The organism is Kosakonia oryzae (assembly GCF_001658025.2).
Classification (GTDB): domain Bacteria; phylum Pseudomonadota; class Gammaproteobacteria; order Enterobacterales; family Enterobacteriaceae; genus Kosakonia; species Kosakonia oryzae.
This window is the reverse complement of sequence record NZ_CP014007.2, coordinates 249,776-269,333: the sequence shown is the minus strand read 5'-3', so window position 1 is coordinate 269,333 and position 19,558 is coordinate 249,776. Positions and strand designations below refer to the sequence as shown.

General features: G+C 55.2%; 13 protein-coding genes. 3 read left to right on the top strand and 10 right to left on the bottom strand.

The annotated features are described in order from the left end of the window. Nucleotides 1-3: 3 nt before the first annotated feature. Genes AWR26_RS01185 through AWR26_RS01175 form a run of 3 tightly spaced genes read right to left on the bottom strand, consistent with a single transcriptional unit; the run spans nt 4 to nt 6,851 of the window. Nucleotides 4-4,512, bottom strand: coding sequence for an RHS repeat-associated core domain-containing protein (locus AWR26_RS01185; protein WP_064563023.1), 4,509 nt, complete (start codon nt 4,510-4,512; stop codon nt 4-6). 3 nt (nt 4,513-4,515) lie between these two features. Then, complete coding sequence (locus AWR26_RS01180; RefSeq protein WP_064563021.1) at nt 4,516-4,929, bottom strand: DcrB-related protein; 414 nt, start codon at nt 4,927-4,929, stop codon at nt 4,516-4,518. Next, nucleotides 4,929-6,851 (bottom strand): type VI secretion system Vgr family protein, encoded by a 1,923-nt coding sequence (locus AWR26_RS01175; protein ID WP_064563018.1) that lies wholly within the window; start codon nt 6,849-6,851, stop codon nt 4,929-4,931. The genes AWR26_RS01180 and AWR26_RS01175 overlap by 1 nt, the downstream gene beginning before the upstream one ends. A 523-nt stretch (nt 6,852-7,374) precedes the next feature. Between AWR26_RS01175 and AWR26_RS01170 the strand changes: the two genes are divergently transcribed. Further along, the gene (locus AWR26_RS01170) at nt 7,375-8,079 is read left to right on the top strand and encodes a GNAT family N-acetyltransferase (RefSeq protein ID WP_064563015.1); all 705 of its coding nucleotides are present in this window, start codon (nt 7,375-7,377) and stop codon (nt 8,077-8,079) included. A 44-nt stretch (nt 8,080-8,123) separates the two neighbouring features. Here AWR26_RS01170 and AWR26_RS01165 read toward each other — a convergent pair whose 3' ends face one another. From AWR26_RS01165 to AWR26_RS01150, 4 genes are all read right to left on the bottom strand, one after another. Beyond that, complete coding sequence (locus AWR26_RS01165; RefSeq protein WP_043956192.1) at nt 8,124-9,233, bottom strand: phosphoserine transaminase; 1,110 nt, start codon at nt 9,231-9,233, stop codon at nt 8,124-8,126. 27 nt (nt 9,234-9,260) lie between these two features. Then, the gene (locus tag AWR26_RS01160) at nt 9,261-10,487 is read right to left on the bottom strand and encodes an ATP-grasp domain-containing protein (protein ID WP_064563011.1); all 1,227 of its coding nucleotides are present in this window, start codon (nt 10,485-10,487) and stop codon (nt 9,261-9,263) included. Between the two features lie 313 nt (nt 10,488-10,800). Then, the gene (locus tag AWR26_RS01155) at nt 10,801-12,213 is read right to left on the bottom strand and encodes a hypothetical protein (RefSeq protein WP_064563008.1); all 1,413 of its coding nucleotides are present in this window, start codon (nt 12,211-12,213) and stop codon (nt 10,801-10,803) included. 171 nt (nt 12,214-12,384) lie between these two features. Then, nucleotides 12,385-13,575, bottom strand: a complete 1,191-nt coding sequence (locus AWR26_RS01150; RefSeq protein ID WP_064563005.1) for a BaiN/RdsA family NAD(P)/FAD-dependent oxidoreductase — start codon at nt 13,573-13,575, stop codon at nt 12,385-12,387. Nucleotides 13,576-13,802: 227 nt separating this feature from the next. Here AWR26_RS01150 and pitA point away from each other — a divergent pair, with 227 nt between their 5' ends. Further along, nucleotides 13,803-15,299: an inorganic phosphate transporter PitA gene (pitA, locus tag AWR26_RS01145; RefSeq protein ID WP_064563000.1), complete on the top strand. Its 1,497-nt coding sequence runs from the start codon at nt 13,803-13,805 to the stop codon at nt 15,297-15,299. Nucleotides 15,300-15,372: 73 nt separating this feature from the next. Here pitA and uspB read toward each other — a convergent pair whose 3' ends face one another. Beyond that, nucleotides 15,373-15,708 (bottom strand): universal stress protein UspB, encoded by a 336-nt coding sequence (gene uspB, locus AWR26_RS01140; RefSeq protein WP_007369618.1) that lies wholly within the window; start codon nt 15,706-15,708, stop codon nt 15,373-15,375. A 450-nt stretch (nt 15,709-16,158) separates the two neighbouring features. Here uspB and uspA point away from each other — a divergent pair, with 450 nt between their 5' ends. Beyond that, entirely contained in the window at nt 16,159-16,596 is a 438-nt protein-coding gene (gene uspA, locus AWR26_RS01135) for a universal stress protein UspA (protein WP_064562997.1), read from the top strand. A 66-nt stretch (nt 16,597-16,662) separates the two neighbouring features. On the opposite strand, the gene rsmJ is transcribed toward uspA, so the two are convergent. Together rsmJ and prlC are read right to left on the bottom strand one after the other, a co-directional pair. After that, a complete protein-coding gene (gene rsmJ / locus AWR26_RS01130; RefSeq protein ID WP_064562994.1) occupies nt 16,663-17,415 on the bottom strand; it encodes a 16S rRNA (guanine(1516)-N(2))-methyltransferase RsmJ in 753 nt (250 codons plus the stop codon). Between the two features lie 4 nt (nt 17,416-17,419). Next, a complete protein-coding gene (gene prlC / locus AWR26_RS01125; protein WP_064562991.1) occupies nt 17,420-19,462 on the bottom strand; it encodes an oligopeptidase A in 2,043 nt (680 codons plus the stop codon). Between the last annotated feature and the right edge of the window lie 96 nt (nt 19,463-19,558).

The following is a 19,558-nucleotide window of genomic DNA, read 5'->3' as shown; positions in this document are numbered from 1 at the left end:
ACCCTAATAATTAAAATCGCCCTTCATAATTAATTGACGGATATTTTCCAGGCCATCGACAAACTCATCGGCATCTTTTGCATTGATCAATCTTTCATAAACATTTTGCTTATAGGCATCAGTATGAATTCTGCTATGGGCTGGACTACTTACATTCGCGAGTATCTTCTCTTTAGAACTCGTTGGTAAAAAGACGCCGTTATAAGATTGGTTTACATGTAAATCAAAGTCATCCATTTTTAGACGCAAAGCAACCATGCGTGGGTCAGTTGAATTAGACATAACAATATGATGAGCAGCATTTTTATATCCAGGCGTAACCATACCATCCAGCGTCATATTTTTCCTTAATGTGGCCGCATCACTCGAACAACTCATCAACCCCAGCGGATCCACCCACACCAGCGGGTCAACCACATAGGTATACGTATTCAACCCACCCAGCAACCCTATCGGGTCCATCTGGGTGTAGCAGCCGCCGGTCGGGTCATAGTAGCGAAACGTGTTGTAGTGCAGCCCGGTTTCGCGATCGAGGTACTGTCCCTGGAAGCGCAGGTTTTGTGGGGTGTCCCACCTCAGCGCGTCGTTTTCCCGCTCCGTGCGTCCCCATGCGCTGAACGCGCCGCGCCAGACAATATCGCCGTTACTGTCGGTGACCGATTGCGGCAACCCGTTGATTTCGCTGTGATACCAGTAAATTTCTGCATACTGCTGGCGGCTGTCGACGCGCGCCAGCGGCTCGTAGCTGTTTTCAGTGTAGATATACTGCACGGCGGCTTCCGGGTCGCGGTCGCCAGTTTCGCCCACCATTTGCAGCCCGGACCATGCGTACTGCGTGCGTTCCGGCGTGCGGCTGTGGCGTCGCCACACCTGCTTCTCCGTGCGGCGGCCCAGCGCGTCGTAACGGTATTCCGCTTTGCTGAACTCCGCGTCGCCTTCAATGATGACCTGGCTGATGCGCTGCTCATCGTCATAACTGAAGCGCTGCACGATACCGCGATGCGTATCGTGGCGTTCCGTCATGCGCCCGAAGCCGTCATATTCACGGCGCACGCCGTCGAGGCGTTTTAACAGGTTGTCCCAGACCGGCGGCAAATCCGCTGTTGTGCGGTTGTCTGCCGCGTCATACCAGAAACGCTCTTCTCCGGAAGGCTGAATGCTCTGCGTCATGCGTCCTGCCGCATCGTATCCCCACAGAGACTGGCGATATTTATCCGCAGGCGTCGGCGGCGCGCCATCGGTGTACATCTGGCGGATGATCTGATCGGCCCGATCCCACTGGTAGCGGCGCTCAAACACCAGCCGCTGGCGCACATTATCAACGCAGCGCCGCTGGCTGATGCGCCCGGCGATGTCGTAGTGCGTTTCCAGCTCCACCGCCCCCGTGGTGCGGCGGGTTTCCCGGTGCAATTTGTCGCGCTGGTAACTGGCAACCGACAGCGTATTCCCGCCAACGGCAAGCTGCATCTCCAACAAATGTCCGGTACCGTAGCGCAGATACTGCAACTGCCGCCCGTCCGGGAAAGTGGTCGCGCTGAGGTTGCTTAACGCATCGTACTGATGCAGATACGCGCCGGAATGGTTCTCTTCCCCCACCAGATCGCCGAGTTTATTGCGGCGGAAAATCACCACCTCGCCATTTTCTGGCTCGCGCCGGGCAATCATCGCCTGCCGCCACGCGCTGTACGGGAAACGGTGAATTTCAGTGGTCAGGGCGTTGTAGCGATACTCGGTGCGGTGTTGCTCGGTTTCCCGCGCCACCATGCGGCCGATCGCATCGTACTCATAATTCGTCACCAGCGGCGACAAACCGCTACCGCTGGCGGGATGACGCACCAGCGTCGCCACCTGCTGCATGGCATTGTACTGATACTCCGTCTGCCGACCGGCGTAATCGTGCTGGCGGGTCAGCAAGCCTTCAGGCGTATAGTCAAAGCGCCATTGCTGGTTGTTAGCGTTGGTCAGCGTCACCAGGCGGCCCGCACGGTTGAAGCGAAAACGCGTCACCTGCCCGGCGGGATCGATAGCCTCAATCACCTGGCCGCGCACATTGAGCGTCACTTTACGCTCCAGCAGGCCATCAATGTTCTGCCCGCACAGCAGCCCGGCGTGGTTATAGCTGAACAGGGTTTCTCGCCCGTCGGCGCGGATCCAGGTTTGCAGACGGCCTGCCGGGCTCCAGATATAGCGTTCGCTGTTGCCGAGCGGATCGGTGGTGCTAATCAGTTTGCCGGAAGCGTCGTACTGGTTACGGCTCTGGTAACCGGAACAATCCTCTTCACGGATAAGCTGGCCGAGCGCGTCCCACCAGAAACGGTGGCTGTTCTCCAGCGCATCAATGCGCCGCAGCAAATCGCCCTGCGCGTTCCACTCAAAGCGCGTTACGCCGCCTTCCGGGTCGGTCAGCTTCACCACATCGCCCGCAACGTTGTATTCGTATTGCCAGATTGCGCCATCGGGCAGCACTTCTTTCAACGGAAAGGCGTACAGCGGATGCCAGCTGGTCAGCGTCGTGCGGCCCAGCGGATCGCGCTCCATGGTCAGATTGCCACGCGCATCCCACGCATATTCCCAGTTCGCGCCATCCGGCTGCACCATCGCCAGCAGTTGTTCGGAGTTGCCCGCCCAGCGAAATTGCCAGTTGCCGCCGTGCGGATCGGTGTAAGCGGTGATGCGAAACAGTTCATCCCAGTGATGTTCGCTTGAGACGCCTTCGTCGTTGCTGACGCGCGCACGGCGCTGTGTTTCGTCGGCATCGATGCGCCAGCGTTCCAGCACCTCGCCCCCATCGTCAAGCACCTGGTACGCCTCAACGCGCCAGTGCCGCGAGTTGGCGTCGGGCCGCCACTGGTACTGCACTTTCAGCCCGGTGGCGTAGGCGTGCCAGGCCATCATCTCGCTGGCCTGATCCCAGCCGAACTGGCGGGTGACGATGCCGTCGGCGTCGGTGACGGCGATCAATTGCCCCTGCTCGTTAAAACGGTAAGAGACCAACAGATGACGCGCGCCATCGTACACCTGATAAACCGCACACAGGCGGCCGGAGAGCGCGTCATACTCCAGCTCAACGTCCAGCGCTTCGTTATCGCCGGAGATGCGCACCAGTTGCCCGCGCTCGTTCCAGCTAAAGTGCTGTACGTTTTCATGGCGGTCATAAATGCGCTGAATGCGCCACTCGCCAGGACGCGTTGGGTCCGGTTCGTACAACTGGTGCTCGCCGTCATTTTGCTGAATGACCATCGCCCCGTTCGGGCTACAGAACAGCTTAATGCCATCTTCCTGGTAATCGATCATGTCGCCCGGCTGCACATTTCCCATGCCCAGCTCACGGCCAGTCATATCGAGGAAGATCAGCTGATTATCCGCCCGCCGGTAGAGGCGGGTTTCAAACGGCAGCATCCAGCCGGTGCCGAGCATGCCGGTTGACAGGTTGCGGCTGTGGTAAATGCGCTGCCAGTAGAGCGGCATTCTGTCTGGCAGCACGAAATCGAGATCCTCTTCTTTGCTGAGGATTTTCGCGCCGGTAAGGATATTGACCGGATGCACGGTGTTTACTGCCGCCGCCAGTACCGGCATCACCCCCGCCGAAGCGACATAAGCGCCAAGCGGACAGATAATTTCCCGCATCAGGCGGTTTACGATCAGCCGGTTACAGCCCATTTTGATAAGCGAGGGGATAATCGCCACGACCGCGCTGCCAAGCAGGTTGCCCGCGAGGTAAGCCAGTTGGTTTTTACCGCTGTGGATATCGCGCACGGTGATGGTGTCGCCACCGATACGCACGCGCGGGTTTTCGCTGACTTTGATTTCCGCTTCGCAGGTGCTGAGGTGACCATTGCGGGCAGCGGGCTGGTTGTTGATCAGCACCGCTTTTGAACCCTGGGCGATAAAGTTGCTGCTGGTAACCATATGGCCTTTTTTGCAGGCCACGTTATCGTGCGGCGCGGGAGACGCATACGGGCTGGCGCTCTCCACCAGCGGCTGCGTCAGGTCGTTCCAGGTGTTTTTGCCCCACTGTTTGACATCGTCGAGGGTTAGCTTGCTGGCGCGTTCAGCTATCGCCATCAGCGCTTCGCCCGGCATCAGCGCCGTTTTCAGCGTTGCGGCGACGCCCGCCAGCGCCATCATGCCGAACCCGGCCCAGTCGAAGCTGCTCTCATCCGCAGAAGCGGTCGCATTCAGGTAATCGCGATCGACGGTACCAGCGGCACGCGCCGCCTTTTTACCCATGATCAGCACGTTATCCGAGCCAGAGATAATTTGCGCATCGGGAGGCCCAGGGTCTATCAGGCTATCGACGAGTTTTCCCGCTGCATTGCCCACGCTCTCCAGCGCACCGCTGAACATCAAGCCAGCCACCGCCACACCGGCGACGACGATACCGATAGGCGTGGTAGCGGCAATAAAGATCGCGGCGACAATCGCTCCTTCCACTAACCCGCCGACAAAATCCGCCAGCGCGGAGCTATGGATCAGCGGGTCATCAATGCGCGCTGCAAGGTAATCCGTCATCCGTTACGCCCCCGGCTGCACACCGCTTTTTACCGCCGTCCAGAACGCCTCTGCGTCGGCATCAAACGGGGCGACACGGCTGAGCGTGAACGCCATCAGGTGATCTTCCACGCGGGCGACGGCGAGTTTTTCATACACGGTAACGTGTTGATTTTCAAAACGCAGCGCGACTTCACGGGCGGGCAGCCCGCCGATGTCGCTATCCTGCACCTCGTCCAGCACCACCTTTTTCATGCTGCGCTTCACTTTCGCCAACTGCTGCTGGAGGAAATTCTCTTCCTCGCCGGGTTTGATATCCCACGCGCGGGTGATGACGAGCGTTGCGCCCTGCTCTTTGAATTTCAGCACATTGATGCTGTGATCCTGATACGCGCCCGGTAACGCCAGCACGCCTTCAGAGAGTGTAAACGTCGCCATTATTTATCCGTCCCTTGATTAAATGCGGCTTTTACCGCGGCCTGAATTTGTTCCGGTGTCGGCTCGACAGTTGGCAGGCTCTCTGGCCGTGTAATATTGAGATCCAGCGTGCCGCCGGTGTTGATTTCACCATTGCTCAGCGCATCGATGCTGAAGTTCAGACATTGCAGTGAAACCGTGCCGTTGGCGCCAAGCGTCAGCACCGATTTGCCCGCCACCAGCATGATGCCGCTGTCGGAAGCCTGCACCAGCGCGCCCTGCACTTTTTGGGTAAAACCGCCGCCGACCAGTTGTTCATGCGCCAGTTGCGTGGCCTGGGTATGCGATCCCGCCACTGCGCCGGTGTAATCCCGCGTCACGTTTACGGTCTGCGAGCCGCCAACGGTATGCGTTTCGTCGTTTTTCACGTTGGTATCAAGATTGCGCTCGGCCTGGATCCACACCTGCTCCTCCCCGGCTTTATCTTCAAAGCGCAGGGCGTTGGCGTTATCGACTGAGCCATCTTTCGAACGGCTGAGGAAGCCCATTTGCGTCGCAGCAGCAGGCAGCGCCCACGGCGGCATGCTGGCTTCGTTATAGACGCGCCCGGTGATAATCGGCCGGTCCGGATCGCCGTTGATGAAGTCGATCACCACTTCGTCGCCGACGCGTGGAATTTGTACGCCGCCAAAGCCCTGGCCCGCCCAGGCGCTGGAGACGCGCACCCAGCAGGAGCTGGTGTCGTCGCCCTTCGCCAGCCGATCCCAGTGAAACTTCACCTTCACCCGGCCATATTTGTCCGTCCAGATGCTTTCGCCCTGCGGACCGACGACGCGCGCAGTTTGCGGGCCATACGTTCGCGGCCAGGCGGTTTGCTGTGCGGGGCGGAAGACCACCGAGGAGGGAATGACGCTGAAATCAATGCGGTGCACCGTCTGGCTATCTGCACCGCTGGCATAGCGGTTCTCTTCGAAGTTGTAATGCGCGGCGGTCACCAGATATTCGCCGTTATCATTGAAAAACGCGGCATTGGTCAACTGGAAAGTGCTGCCTGGCACGATACCGATCGCCGTGGCGGTGCCTTCGATTTGCTGATGTTCGACCTGCCAGCGCTCCTGACGGATGCGGGCATAAAATTCGCCGTGGCCATGCTCGACAAAACGCCCCGGCCAGTCGTATACGTCAATGCTGCCCGGCTGCGGCGATGAAGGGTTCTGCCGTGCCTGGAACAACCATGCGTTAGGCTTGCGGAAATCATAATCATCAAGGCTGTAGATGCCCGGCGTGACGCTATCTTCCAGCGCCCACTGGCTGATGCCCTCTTCATCCGTGCTGCCGCCGGACGGCGTCTGGTGATAGGGAATGATTTCATAGCCGCTGAACGGTTGATGTTGCGTGGCGGCGTCGGTCAGCACCAACGTGTGTTTGTCTGCTTCATGCTTAAAGTGGTAAGCAATCCCTTCCAGCTCCATCAGGCGGCTGATGAAATCGAAGCTGCTCTCCTGGTACTGCACGCAATATTCCCAGACGCGGTAACTGCCGCTCAGCTTATCTTCCAGATTGACCTGGTATTCGCCAAGCAGGGTTTTGACGATTTGCGGCACCGTCTGCCCCTGGAAGATGCGCAGGTTGCGGTCGCGTTTCATTGGCCACAGATCCGGCTCGACGGTAAGCTGATAGACAGCGTAGCGTGTCCCGCTCAGTTCCACCGCGCTGACTGCCACGCGGGTGATTTTGCCGTTGAAGTAGCGGGAGCCGGAAAGCGATTGCGTGGGCACGGTAACGGTGACCGCTTTGCCGAGCAACTGGCTGCGATTCATGCGCGCGTCGGTGCCCAGCAGTTGCAGGTTGAATGCAAACGCTTCGGATAACGCCTCACGACCTGAAAATTTCCAGAAAAGCAGTCCTTCGACGGGTAACTGAACAGTAATACGATTGCTCATAAATCGGATCCTGACATAACGGCGCAAGCCGCTCCGGGCTTCGCCTGTAAGTTTAATGTTACGGAATAATTGACACGCTACCGCAAAATTTCTGTGAATGTAAAAGGACGTTATTGTCTGATTTTTCGGCGCGAGAAATGCCAGGAATAGTCCTAATCAGGTATCTAAAAACCAGAAAACCCGCCAATTTTTAGAGGGTTAGCCACGTAGCACAATCTGGAAATAATACTTATACGAAATTTTTATGACATTTACTCACGCGGAAACGTGTCATACAGGTTTTATTTACCACAGATAAAACCAGACCGGTGATAACGTTTTCTCGCCTCTTCTCGCGCTTTCACATTAAAAATGAGACAGCCGACCAGAAACACGGTATAACGTTTTCATTACCATCGCATCCTTATTTTTTACTTATCTTAAATTAAGCCATTATATGCCCAAGGCATAGACCCTACGAATATTTAATACCCATTTAATGGTCGTTAAGCAGGATTAAATTAGTACTAAACTGGAGGGAATAATGGAAACGTATAATCAGTATGGACAACGTATTGGTCAGGAATTTTCGGAATGGACAAAACGGGCGATGCCCGAGAAAGTCGCTCTTACTGGTCAATACTGTAACGTTGTTCCACTGGCGGTTGATCACGCCGAAGACCTCTTCCCGGAATGGCAGAGCATCGACGACGATCGCGACTGGACCTACCTTGAGGATGTCAGGCCAAAGGATATGACGGCCTGTTATTCCTATTTAAGAAATCTGTCTACACACAAAGAAAGAATTTATTACGCCGTACAGGATAAAGCCGATCAGCAAATAAAAGGGATATTTTATGTCGGTAAATTTGATCCGGAGAATGGCTCCTTCGATATTGGCGGCGTTAACTGGACGCCATTAATGAAAAGGACGCGCATGAGTACCGAAAGCCTTTATTTGGTTCTGGCTTATTTCTTTGATCAATTAAAATACCGCCGCTGTGAATGGCGCACCAGCAGTTATAATACGGAAGCGATTAAATCGGCAGAACGAATTGGTTTTGTGAAAGAAGGCGTATTAAGGGATAAGCGCATTCGCAAAGGCCATCTGACGGATATTTCAGTGTTCTCGATTACCTTACGGGAATGGCCGGCGATCTCGTCAATGATAACTGGCTGGCTGCGCACAGATAACTTCGACGACCGTAGCCGCCAGCTGCACAAGCTGGCGTCGTTTCGCCGCTACTGAGGTTGCCATGCGTTGGCTTACCGCGCAACGCATGGCTTTAGGGCTTATTTTCCGTGCTGTTTGAAACGGAAATCTTCCATAAAGTTGCTCAGTTTTTCCACCGCACCAAGCGTCAGCGCGTTATAGATCGAGGCACGGATGCCGCCGATCGCGCGGTGTCCCGTCAGGCCAGAGAAACCCGCCAGCTCCGCTTCCTGCAGGAATTTATCCTCCAGCGCCGCCGTTGGCAGTGTAAACGCGGCGTTCATATCTGAACGGAAGGCCGCATCTCCCCAGTTACGATAGAAACCGTCGCTGTTATCAATGGTGCTGTAGAGCAGCGCCGATTTCTGCTGGTTGATGCGCGCCATGTTTTCCAGGCCGCCAATATCATTCAGCAACCAGCGGGTCACCAGCATCACCACATAAATGGCGAATACCGGCGGCGTATTCAGGTTAGAGTGCGCTTCCACCTGGCGACGATAATCGAGAAACGCTGGCAGGTTAGTCGGGCCGTTTTGCACCACGCTGTCGCGAACCAGTACGATGGTCACGCCCGCCGGGCCGATGTTTTTCTGCGCGTGGGCATAAATCAGCGAGAATTTACCGGCATCGCACGGTTTGGAGAGAAAATCAGAGGACATATCGCAAACGCGCGGCACATCATCGCGGCCCAGCACGCGATCGAACTGTAAGCCTTCCACCGTTTCATTGGAAACATAGTGGATGTAAGGTGCGTCCGGGGAGAAATCCAGCTCTTCGTCGGTCGGCAGACGACGGTAACCCTCTTTTTCACCGCTCCAGATCACGCGTACCGGCCCTTCGCGCATAGCTTCGGTGATCACTTTGCGGCTCCAGTAACCGGTATCGAAATACTCAGCCGGGTGCTTTTTGCCGCGCAGCATGGTCATTGGCACCATCGAGAATTGCTGCGTTGCGCCGCCCTGTAAAAACAGAATGTGATAATCCGCAGGCAAACCCAGCAGCGTGCGAATATTATTTTCGGTTTCGCGTACCACATTTTCAAACCATGCGGAGCGATGGCTGATACCCAGAATCGACAGGCCCACTTCCGGGACATTAATAATAGCCTGTTGTACCTGGTTTAATACGACGTCAGGTAATGCGCCCGGCCCGCCGGAGAAATTAAGGGTGTTGTTAGGATTTAATGACATGTTATTTCCTGAGTCATAGTTATCGTTTTAAAGGGCCTGACCGGCGTACTTAAGCAGCATTTCCCGCATCGCGGTTTTCACTTTCAGCATGTGAATTTGCTTATTCGGGAACATCTCTTCATCGTCCATCGCATGAACAACCATTGCCGGATCGATTTCAAAAATCAACAGTTCGCCGTCGCGCGTTTCAGCGCAGTCGATGCCGATATACTCCAGCCCGGTACGCTGGCTGATAGCATTCAGCGCTTCGCGATGACGTTCAGCAAAGTCAGAAAACTCATTGAAGAAACGGCCTTCCTGCGCACGTTTGTCCGCATCTTCGTACATCCCGGCGTTAACGTAGTGGATCATCCAGTGCGAAGAGACGCCCATATGGCAGGCGAACGGTTTACCGTCGATCAGCACCACGCGCATTTTGCGGAACAGGCCATCTTCGCCGCTGTAATCGACAAAGCGCGAAACGAAAAACTCCTCCCCGGCCGTCTCTTCCAGGTAGGCTGTAATGGCCGCGGCAGAGTCGATTTTTTGCAGGCCGTGACCGCCGTGGCTGCCTACCGGGCGAACAATAATCGGGAAGTCGTGATCAGCGACGATATCTGCCAGCGCTTTCTGACCACAAGCGACATCATGCAGCGCCTGGCGGGAAACATGCAGCGCCGGACAAATCACTAAACCAGGGACATTTTGCAGCAGCAGGCTGGCGTTATGACGCTCAGACGTCGGGACGTTTTTCGGCGGGTTCAGTACCGGTTTTGGCCAGTTACGCAGAGCATATTCAAGGCGCAGCAGCACGGATTCCTGCTCATCGCTGGCACCAATTGCCACCATAACCACGTCATGTTCCGGCACCGGTGCCGTCAGCGGATTGTCGTTCAGCGGATCGACGTAGTAATAGATGAGGTCGATATCGCTGTCTTCCATCAGGCAGTCGAGCGGGATATTTGCCGAGAGATTGCCCGGCACCATTAACATCAGCAGGCGTAATTTTGTCGGCTGACGCGCCGGCCAGTGATAAACGCGCTGCATATCCAGCGCCTGCGCCTGGATTTGCAGGCCCAGTTCTTCGTGCTTCAGGCTCATCATCGCGGTCGCGAGATTCATCCATAACACGGCATCTTCAGGGGCATTCTGCGCCTGCGCGATCATCTCCTGCGTGGCCGAGGTGAAATCAACACCCGCAATACTCATACGCAAAAAAGGCGCCATTCCGAGGAATCGCGCCGACGAAACGCCTGATTCGGTCGTTAGTGGCATGGTGGTTAATCCTGTTTGTATGGTGCATATCGCTTATGATGCGACATAACGCCAATAAACAATTCGCGGAATAGCGGCCTTAGTTGTCGGGATAACTGAGCGTAAACCGGCCAAATCAGTGACGCGGTGAATAAGTGAAAGTAAAAAGAAAGAGTAATACTCGAAAAATAATTAATAAAAACAATCGGTAAATAACGGCACGGCTGACAGGAAATATAATGAAATATTTCCTGTCAGCCGCTTCGTTACTACAGATAAATCGTGCGTATCTGGGATATGAAAACCTGAGCCTTTCGGCTCAGGTTGATTCGGGTTAGCGTGTTATCTGTAGATCTTTGATGGTGACAGGCAGCTCCGCGCCGTCTTTCCACTGCGTTAATGGCATAAAGACGTTGTAATCGACAAGCCAGGCCAGCGTCTGTTTCTCGCCTTTATTGTCACTCTCCATTTCGCATGCGACTTTCCAGTAGCGCCCACTCAGTGCACTGCTGATCTGGCGAGCCTCATCGCTACCGGTCACTTCGCAATGGCGGTTGATCGCGGTTTTGTCGCCCGTTTTGCCCTTCGCAGGCAGCACCGTATCAAAGGTAAATTTCTGTCCCTGATGCAGCGGGAAACGCAGGTTGGTGTGTAATTCGCTGATGATACTCGGCGAACTATCCAGGCTGATACCGCCTTTTAATTGCCCAAGGTTACCCAGAGTCAGGCGCTGTGCCTTAAACACGTTGTAATTTTCCAGCAGCAGCATCAACCCATTGGGTTGAACATCCAGCTCCATCGGCACGCCTTCATCACTCCCCCAGAGCAGGGTCCATTTCATTTTTTTGAAGCGAGGCGTCGCCCACGGATTCACAATCTGCTGCGCCTGTTTGTCTATCTCCACAGGCAGCGGGAATTGCGCCAGCCATTGTGGCGAATTGCTGCTCATATCCGGCAGCATCGGACCAAGCGTAGAGGAGACGCTTTTTTTCTTCGCCTGGGGAACATAAGCCCCTTCCCCTTTAAAAGCAGAAGGCGTGCTCATTGCGCATAGCTGCTTAAACGCCGCAGCGGTGGCGGGCGTATTGGTAAAATCCGCCGCCCGGCGCAGCGCTGCTTTCCCGCTCAGGCTATCGGATACATAACCTTCCGGCGTCATATCCAGCCCGGCGAGCACGCTGTCTTTATTGGTTGCGCAGTTATAAGCGTGTACTTCGATTTTCATATCGAATGGCGCGTCATACGGCGGATCGTACTGAATCTCGTTGTATTCGAAGCCGATTTTCGCAATCAACAGATCCTTAGCGCGGATAACCGAAGCAGTATCCAGCAGGATCGGCGTGTCATATTGCGATTTTTTTTCAATGTAGACCCAGTTGGCATTTTTCAGCCCGGGAGATTTGCAGAGGCTGGCGGCGACATCATTCAGTTCGTTGTTCGGGCTGGGGGCGGCATAACGTCCGTAGCTATCGCCATAAAAGCGGCGCACGACCGCCTCTTGATCGTCGAGCATTTCCCAGTACAGTTTCACCGCTTTTTGCGTGGAGCAATCGAAGCCGTCCCAACGGTTAATGTTTTGCCCATCTTCAAAAACAATATGATTCATTGCCGTAATGCGATCGTTAAGTCGAATCATTAGCAGCGGATTTACCGTGCTGCTAACGACTTTTTTGCCCTGCCCGTCAGCCGCATGGCTGCTTAACGTCACGGCCAGTAATGCTGGCAGAAGAAACTTGCCCGTTTTCATTTTCATTCCTTTGTCAGCGCAAATGGAGTAGCGCAATAGAGGTGTAGTGATGAAGTTATCGGCAGCAGGCAGGAAATATAAAGGTCTTAAAGGGGAGGCTGAAATTCACCAAAAATGATAGTAATGGATGAACCGAATAGTGTGATTCACCCATCAGGCAACGCCGCCAGCTTACTCTGCCAGCGCCTGCGCGCAGGCCCACGCGCTGGACCACGCCCACTGGAAGTTATAGCCACCCAGCCAGCCGGTGACATCCATCACCTCGCCGATAAAGTAAAGCCCTGGCACATTGCGGGCTTCCATCGTGCGGGAAGAGAGTTCGTGGGTATCAACGCCGCCCAGCGTCACTTCCGCAGTACGGTATCCTTCCGTGCCGTTCGGCTGAACGCGCCAGTGCGTGAGTAATTCGACCAGTGACTCCTGTTCGCGGCTGTTAAGCTGCCTCAGCGTGACATCCGGGATCTGTTCTAACTGCTGCAAACATTCGACCAGCCGTTTCGGTAACTGCATCGCCAGCGTGTTTTTCAGGCTTTGATTCGGGTGCGCTTCGCGCTGTTCATCCAGGAAGCTTGCCAGATCGCACTCCGGCAACAGATTAATGCTGACGAATTCGCCCGGCTGCCAGTAGCTGGAAATTTGCAGAACCGCCGGACCTGAAAGCCCGCGGTGAGTAAAGAGCAGATTTTCCCGGAAAACCGTACCGTCTTCAGCGGTAATCACCGAAGGCACCGACACGCCGGAGAGCGTCTGCATCTGCTCCAGCAGTGGCTTATGCAGAGTAAAAGGCACCAGACCGGCGCGTGTTGGCAGCACTTTCAGGCCGAATTGTTCGGCGATTTTGTAGCCAAATGGTGAGGCGCCAAGCCCCGGCATCGACAACCCGCCGGACGCAATGACCAGTTTCGCGGCCTGTACGCTGTCGCCATTCAATTGCAGCGTGTAACCCTGATCATCGCGCGTCACGCTCAGCACTTCGCTGCGCAGGCGCTGTGTGACATGGCCTTTTTCGCACTCGGCCACCAGCATATCGACAATCTGTTGCGCCGAATCGTCGCAGAAAAGTTGCCCTAACGTTTTCTCATGCCAGTCGATACCGTGCTTGCCGACCAGATCGATAAAATCCCACTGGGTATAGCGCGCGAGAGCAGATTTGCAAAAATGCGGGTTCTGGCTCAAATAGGCTGCGGGTTCGACGTAAAGATTAGTGAAATTGCAGCGACCGCCACCGGACATCAGGATCTTGCGCCCCGGTTTTTTGCCGTTATCCAGTAACAGCACACGACAGCCCGCCTGCCCGGCCAGCGCTGCACAGAACATGCCCGCCGCACCCGCGCCGATAACAATGGCATCAAACCTTTCCACACCTGCACCCTCATAAAAAAATCGTGGCGAATTGTAAAGAGTTCACGCTGGTCACACCAGCGCGGAGAGAGCGAAAAACAACATGGCATTGAAAAATATACGATAATTTCAAAGCTTCAGCGGAATGTAAGAAATAATGTCAAAAAAAATACATATTTCACTTTGCCGACACCGCTAATGTCCCTGATAATGCGCCGCGTTCATGACCTCAAAATGGCTTAACGTCTATGCTACATTTGTTTGCTGGCCTGGATCTTCATACCGGGTTATTACTCTTGCTTGCTCTGGTCTTTGTTCTGTTCTACGAAGCAATCAATGGCTTCCATGACACAGCAAACGCCGTGGCAACCGTAATTTATACACGTGCTATGCGTTCTCAGCTGGCGGTGGTGATGGCGGCGATATTTAACTTCTTCGGCGTTTTGCTGGGCGGGTTAAGCGTTGCCTATGCGATTGTGCATATGTTGCCAACCGATCTACTGCTGAATGTCAGCTCCGCGCACGGCCTGGCAATGGTCTTCTCCATGCTGCTGGCGGCGATTATCTGGAACCTTGGTACCTGGTATCTGGGTCTGCCAGCTTCCAGCTCCCACACCCTGATTGGCGCGATTATCGGTATTGGTTTAACCAATGCGCTGATGTCCGGCACTTCAGTCGTGGATGCCTTAAATATCCCGAAAGTGCTGGAGATCTTCGCCTCCCTCATTCTTTCACCGATTGTTGGGCTGGTGATCGCAGGCGGCCTGATATTTATCCTGCGCCGCTACTGGAGCAATACCAAAAAACGCGCGCGTATTCATATGACGCCAGCTGAACGCGAGAAGATCGACGGTAAGAAAAAGCCGCCGTTCTGGACGCGTATCGCCTTGATTCTTTCCGCTATCGGCGTGAGTTTCTCCCACGGCGCGAACGATGGCCAGAAAGGCATCGGCCTGATTATGCTGGTGCTGATTGGCGTTGCGCCCGCGGGCTTCGTGGTAAATATGAACGCATCAGGTTATGACATTACTCGTACGCGTGATGCCGTCAACAACGTGGAAACTTACTTCCAGCAACACCCAACGCTGCTGCAAAAAGCGACCGGCGTTGATCCGCTGATTCCGGCACCAGAAGAGGTGAACACGCAACCTGGCGAATTCCATTGCCATCCGGGTCGCGCAATTGTGGCGCTGGATCGGGCAAAAGTGATGCTGACTGGTATCGAAAACTACGAGCAGATTCCGCTGGAGCAGCGCGGCCAGCTGCGCCGTATTATGCTTTGCCTCTCCGATATTACGGATAAAGTGGCGAAGCAGCCGGATATCAGCGCCGACGACCAGCGTCTGCTGAAGAAACTGAAAGGCGATATGCTGAGCACAATTGAGTATGCGCCAATCTGGATCATCATGGCGGTAGCGCTGGCGTTAGGTATTGGCACAATGATCGGCTGGCGCCGCGTGGCGACCACCATCGGCGAGAAAATTGGTAAGAAAGGTATGACCTACGCCCAGGGAATGTCCGCGCAGATGACTGCGGCGGTGTCTATCGGGCTGGCCAGTTATACCGGGATGCCGGTTTCCACCACGCACGTGCTCTCTTCTTCCGTGGCCGGGACAATGATTGTCGACGGCGGCGGTTTGCAGCGCAAAACCGTGACCAATATTCTGATGGCCTGGATCTTCACTCTGCCAGCCTCGATTATTTTGTCCGGCGTGCTGTACTGGCTCTCGCTGCATCTGATTTAACGCAGCGAAGACGCAATAAAAAACGGGTCAGGAAACTGGCCCGTTTTTTTTTATTCTCAGATTAGCGCCGCGCTCAATGCCAAATCATCAGCGCAATCAGGCTGATGACCACCAGGCCACACAGCGAGCTGGTTAAAATAAACTGACGGCGAACGCGCTCACAGCGGCGGATGAATTCGTCATCATGGTGATCGCGATAGCGCTGGGCATAGATATACCAAACCAGACGCATCTGCTTACTGGGCTGGCCGTGCGCGGTAAAAAAGCCGCCGCCATCCACGTACTGATAGAGTAAGGGATCACAACCACGAAGTACCACTAACAGCGCGCGTAGCGATGAGTAATAACGCGCCATGTTAACCAAACACACCACACATAAAGCCCAAAACAGCGCAACAGTGTTGATCACCATATCCCCTCCCCAGCGATCGCCCGCGAAGAAAGACTCCGGAACGCTCGCGCCTGGATACCCAACCAAGTCTGACAACGAATAGTGTTACCAATCCCCGAACGGGAAGACAAGCACAGGCGGAGTCCCGCAATTGACCGCGTTTCCTTACGCGGATAACTGGGGGACGCCGTCTGTTTCCGTACGGTTTATTTATAGTGTAGGAGATCCGTTTATTTTTTTGCCACAAGCTTAATCACCATCAATGTATATAGCTGTAAATATTACTTAAGTGATTCGTGATCCAGGTTAATTGACGGTGCTATAAGAGCGTTATAAGGTAGAAATATCTACAAAAGATCCTTAAGGCCGGGCGCTACGCTCACGTGAAACGCAGGATGCGGGCGCAGTGCAACTGTATCAGGGGCATAGCCCCAATGGTCATCGACAACTTATGGAAGGAGTAACACTATGGCTTACACACATATCCTCATCGCAGTCGATCTCGCCCCCGAAAGCAAATTGTTGGTTGAGAAAGCAGTATCCATGGCGCGGCCATACAACGCGAAGGTTTCCCTGATTCATGTCGATGTAAACTACTCCGATCTTTATACCGGTCTTATCGACGTTAATCTCGGCGATATGCAAAAACGTATTTCCGATGAAACTCACCAGGCGCTGACCGAACTCTCCACAAACGCGGGTTATCCGATTACCGAAACTCTGAGCGGCAGCGGCGACCTGGGCCAGGTACTGGTTGATGCGATTAAAAAATACGATATGGATTTGGTGGTATGCGGCCATCACCAGGATTTCTGGAGCAAACTGATGTCCTCCGCGCGCCAGCTGATCAACACGGTTCACGTTGATATGCTGATTGTCCCGCTGCGGGATGAAGAAGAGGATTGATATTCCCGCTAACGATTAGCCGTTAGCCTGAACATAGCCCGGTACGCGCAACGCGACCGGGCTTTTTTATTCCCCGGAACCGGGATAGATATCGAAACGATGGCTTTTGGTCACCACCGCCGATTGCGTGGCAACACCGGCCAGCGGCGGCGCATAATCCGGGCGTTTCACCACTACGCGCTTGATGGCAAGCTTGCGCGCAGGCTCCAGCAAACCGTCGGCGTCGAGATCCGGGCCAACCAGCGACTGGAATACCCGCATCTCCTTCTTCACCAGCGCGCTCTTTTGCTTATGCGGGAACATCGGATCGAGATAAACCACCTGCGGGCGCGGCGTGATATCCGCCAGGCTCGTCAGACTGGAAGCGTGAATCAGTTGCAGCCGTTCGCGCAGCCACGGGCCGATTTCCGCATCCGCATAGCCGCGATGAAGACCATCCTCCAGCAGCGCAGCAACGACCGGATTACGCTCCAGCATCCGCACGCGGCAACCTACCGACGCCAGCACAAACGCATCGCGCCCCAGCCCTGCCGTGGCATCCACCACCTCCGGTAAATAGCTGCCTTTGATGCCAACCGCTTTAGCGACGGCTTCACCGCGACCACCGCCAAATTTACGCCGGTGCGCCATACCGCCCGCGACAAAATCGACAAAGATGCCGCCCAGTTTCGGCTCATCGCGCTTACGCAGTTCCAGATGCGTCGGCGTTAACACCAGCGCCATCAGGTTGTCGTCATCCGCCTCCAGCCCGAAGCGGGCCGCAAGAACAGATAAGGCGCCGTCTCCGGCGCCTGTTTCATCCAGCAAACAGATTTTCACTGCATCAGCCTTCGATACCGTAATGCTCAAGCATGGCGTCAATCTGCGGCTCGCGACCACGGAAGCGTTTGAACAGCTCCATCGGCTCTTCCGAGCCACCGCGGGTCAGGATGTTATCGAGGAACGACTGCCCGGTTTCGCGATTGAAAATGCCTTCTTCTTCAAAGCGGGAGAAGGCATCCGCCGCCAGCACATCGGCCCACAGATAGCTGTAGTAACCCGCCGCATATCCGCCAGCGAAAATATGGCTGAAGGCATGCGGGAAGCGGCCCCACGACGGCCCCGGCACCACGGCGACCTGGCGTTTGATTTCGGCCAGCGTTTCGAGGATTTTTGCCCCCTGCTCTGGGATGAATTCGGCGTGCAAGCGGAAGTCGAACAGGCCGAACTCCAGCTGACGCAGGATAAACATCGCCGCCTGATAGTTTTTCGCCGCCAGCATTTTGTCCAGCAGCTCCTGCGGCAGCGGCTCGCCGGTTTCATAATGGCCGGAGATAAACGCCAGCGCTTCCGGCTCCCAGCACCAGTTTTCCATAAACTGGCTCGGCAGCTCGACCGCATCCCACGGCACACCGCTGATCCCTGCAACACCGGCGGTTTCAACGCGCGTCAGCATATGATGCAGACCGTGACCAAACTCATGGAACAGGGTGATCACTTCGTCATGGGTGAACAGCGCCGGTTTGCCGTTGACCGGGCGGTTAAAGTTACAGGTGAGGTAAGCGACGGGTTTTTGCAGCGAACCGTCGGCGCGGCGCATCTGGCCAACGCAGTCATCCATCCACGCGCCGCCACGTTTGTGCTCGCGGGCATAGAGATCGAGATAGAAGCTGCCGCGCAGCTCGTTGCTCTCATCGTAAAGTTCGAAGAAACGCACGTCCGGATGCCAGACATCAATATCCTTGCGCTCTTTGGCGGTGATGCCGTAAATACGTTTCACCACTTCAAACAGGCCGTTCACCGCGCGGTTTTCCGGGAAGTACGGACGCAGTTGCTCATCGCTGATGCTGTAAAGATGCTGTTTCTGTTTTTCGCTGTAGTAACCGATATCCCACGGTTGCAGCTCATCAACGCCGAATTCGGCTTTAGCGAAGGCGCGCAGTTGCGCCAGCTCTTTTTCGCCCTGCGGACGCGCGCGTTTGGCGAGATCGGTTAAGAATTCCAGTACCTGCGCCGGGTTTTCCGCCATTTTGGTGGCCAGCGATTTAAAGGCATAGCTTTCAAAACCGAGCAGTTGCGCCAGCTCGTGACGCAGCGCGAGGATCTCGGCCATGATCGGGCTGTTATCCCACTTGCCCGCATTCGGCCCCTGATCGGAAGCGCGGGTGCTGTAAGCGCGATACATCTCTTCACGCAGCGCCTGGTTATCGCAATAGGTCATCACCGGCAGATAGCTCGGGATATCCAGCGTCAGCAACCAGCCTTGCTGCTCTTTGGCTTCTGCCTGCGCTTTCGCTGCCGCCAGGGCGCTTTCCGGCATGCCGGAGAGTTCAGATTCGTCAGTAACCAGCTTGCTCCAGCCCATAGTGGCATCGAGCACATTGTTGCTATAGAGGTTGCCGAGTTCAGAGAGACGTGAGGCGATTTCGCCATAGCGCTGCTGTTTCTCTTTTGGCAAGCCGATGCCCGACAGTTTGAAGTCGCGCAGCGCATTATCCACAGATTTTTTCTCCGCCACACTCAGCGCAGCGTAATGCGGGCCGTCGCGCAGATCGCGATAGGCGTTGTACAGCCCTTCGTTCTGCCCGACCCAGGTGCTGTACTCCGACAGCAGCGGCAGCGTTTGTTCGTATGCTTCGCGCAGTTCCGGGCTGTTTTTCACTGAATTCAGATGGCTGACCGGCGAGAAGAGACGGCCAAGGCGATCGTCTACTTCAGCCAGCGGCTGACAAAGATTGTCCCAGGTGTAGGGACCGCCCTGCGCAACAACGCGCTCCACTGCGCTCCGGCAGTCGTCCAGCGCTTTGGTCACCGCAGGAACAACATGCTCAGGAAGAATTTTAGAAAAAGGGGGGAGCACAAAAGGCGTCAATAATGGGTTGGTCATAGCGCAGTCCTTGGTATGAAGTATTGGTTAAGAATGGGGCCAAGTCCCGCAGATTTCAATCCCGTGCGCTCCGCGTGCCAGGGTATCGCTGCGATA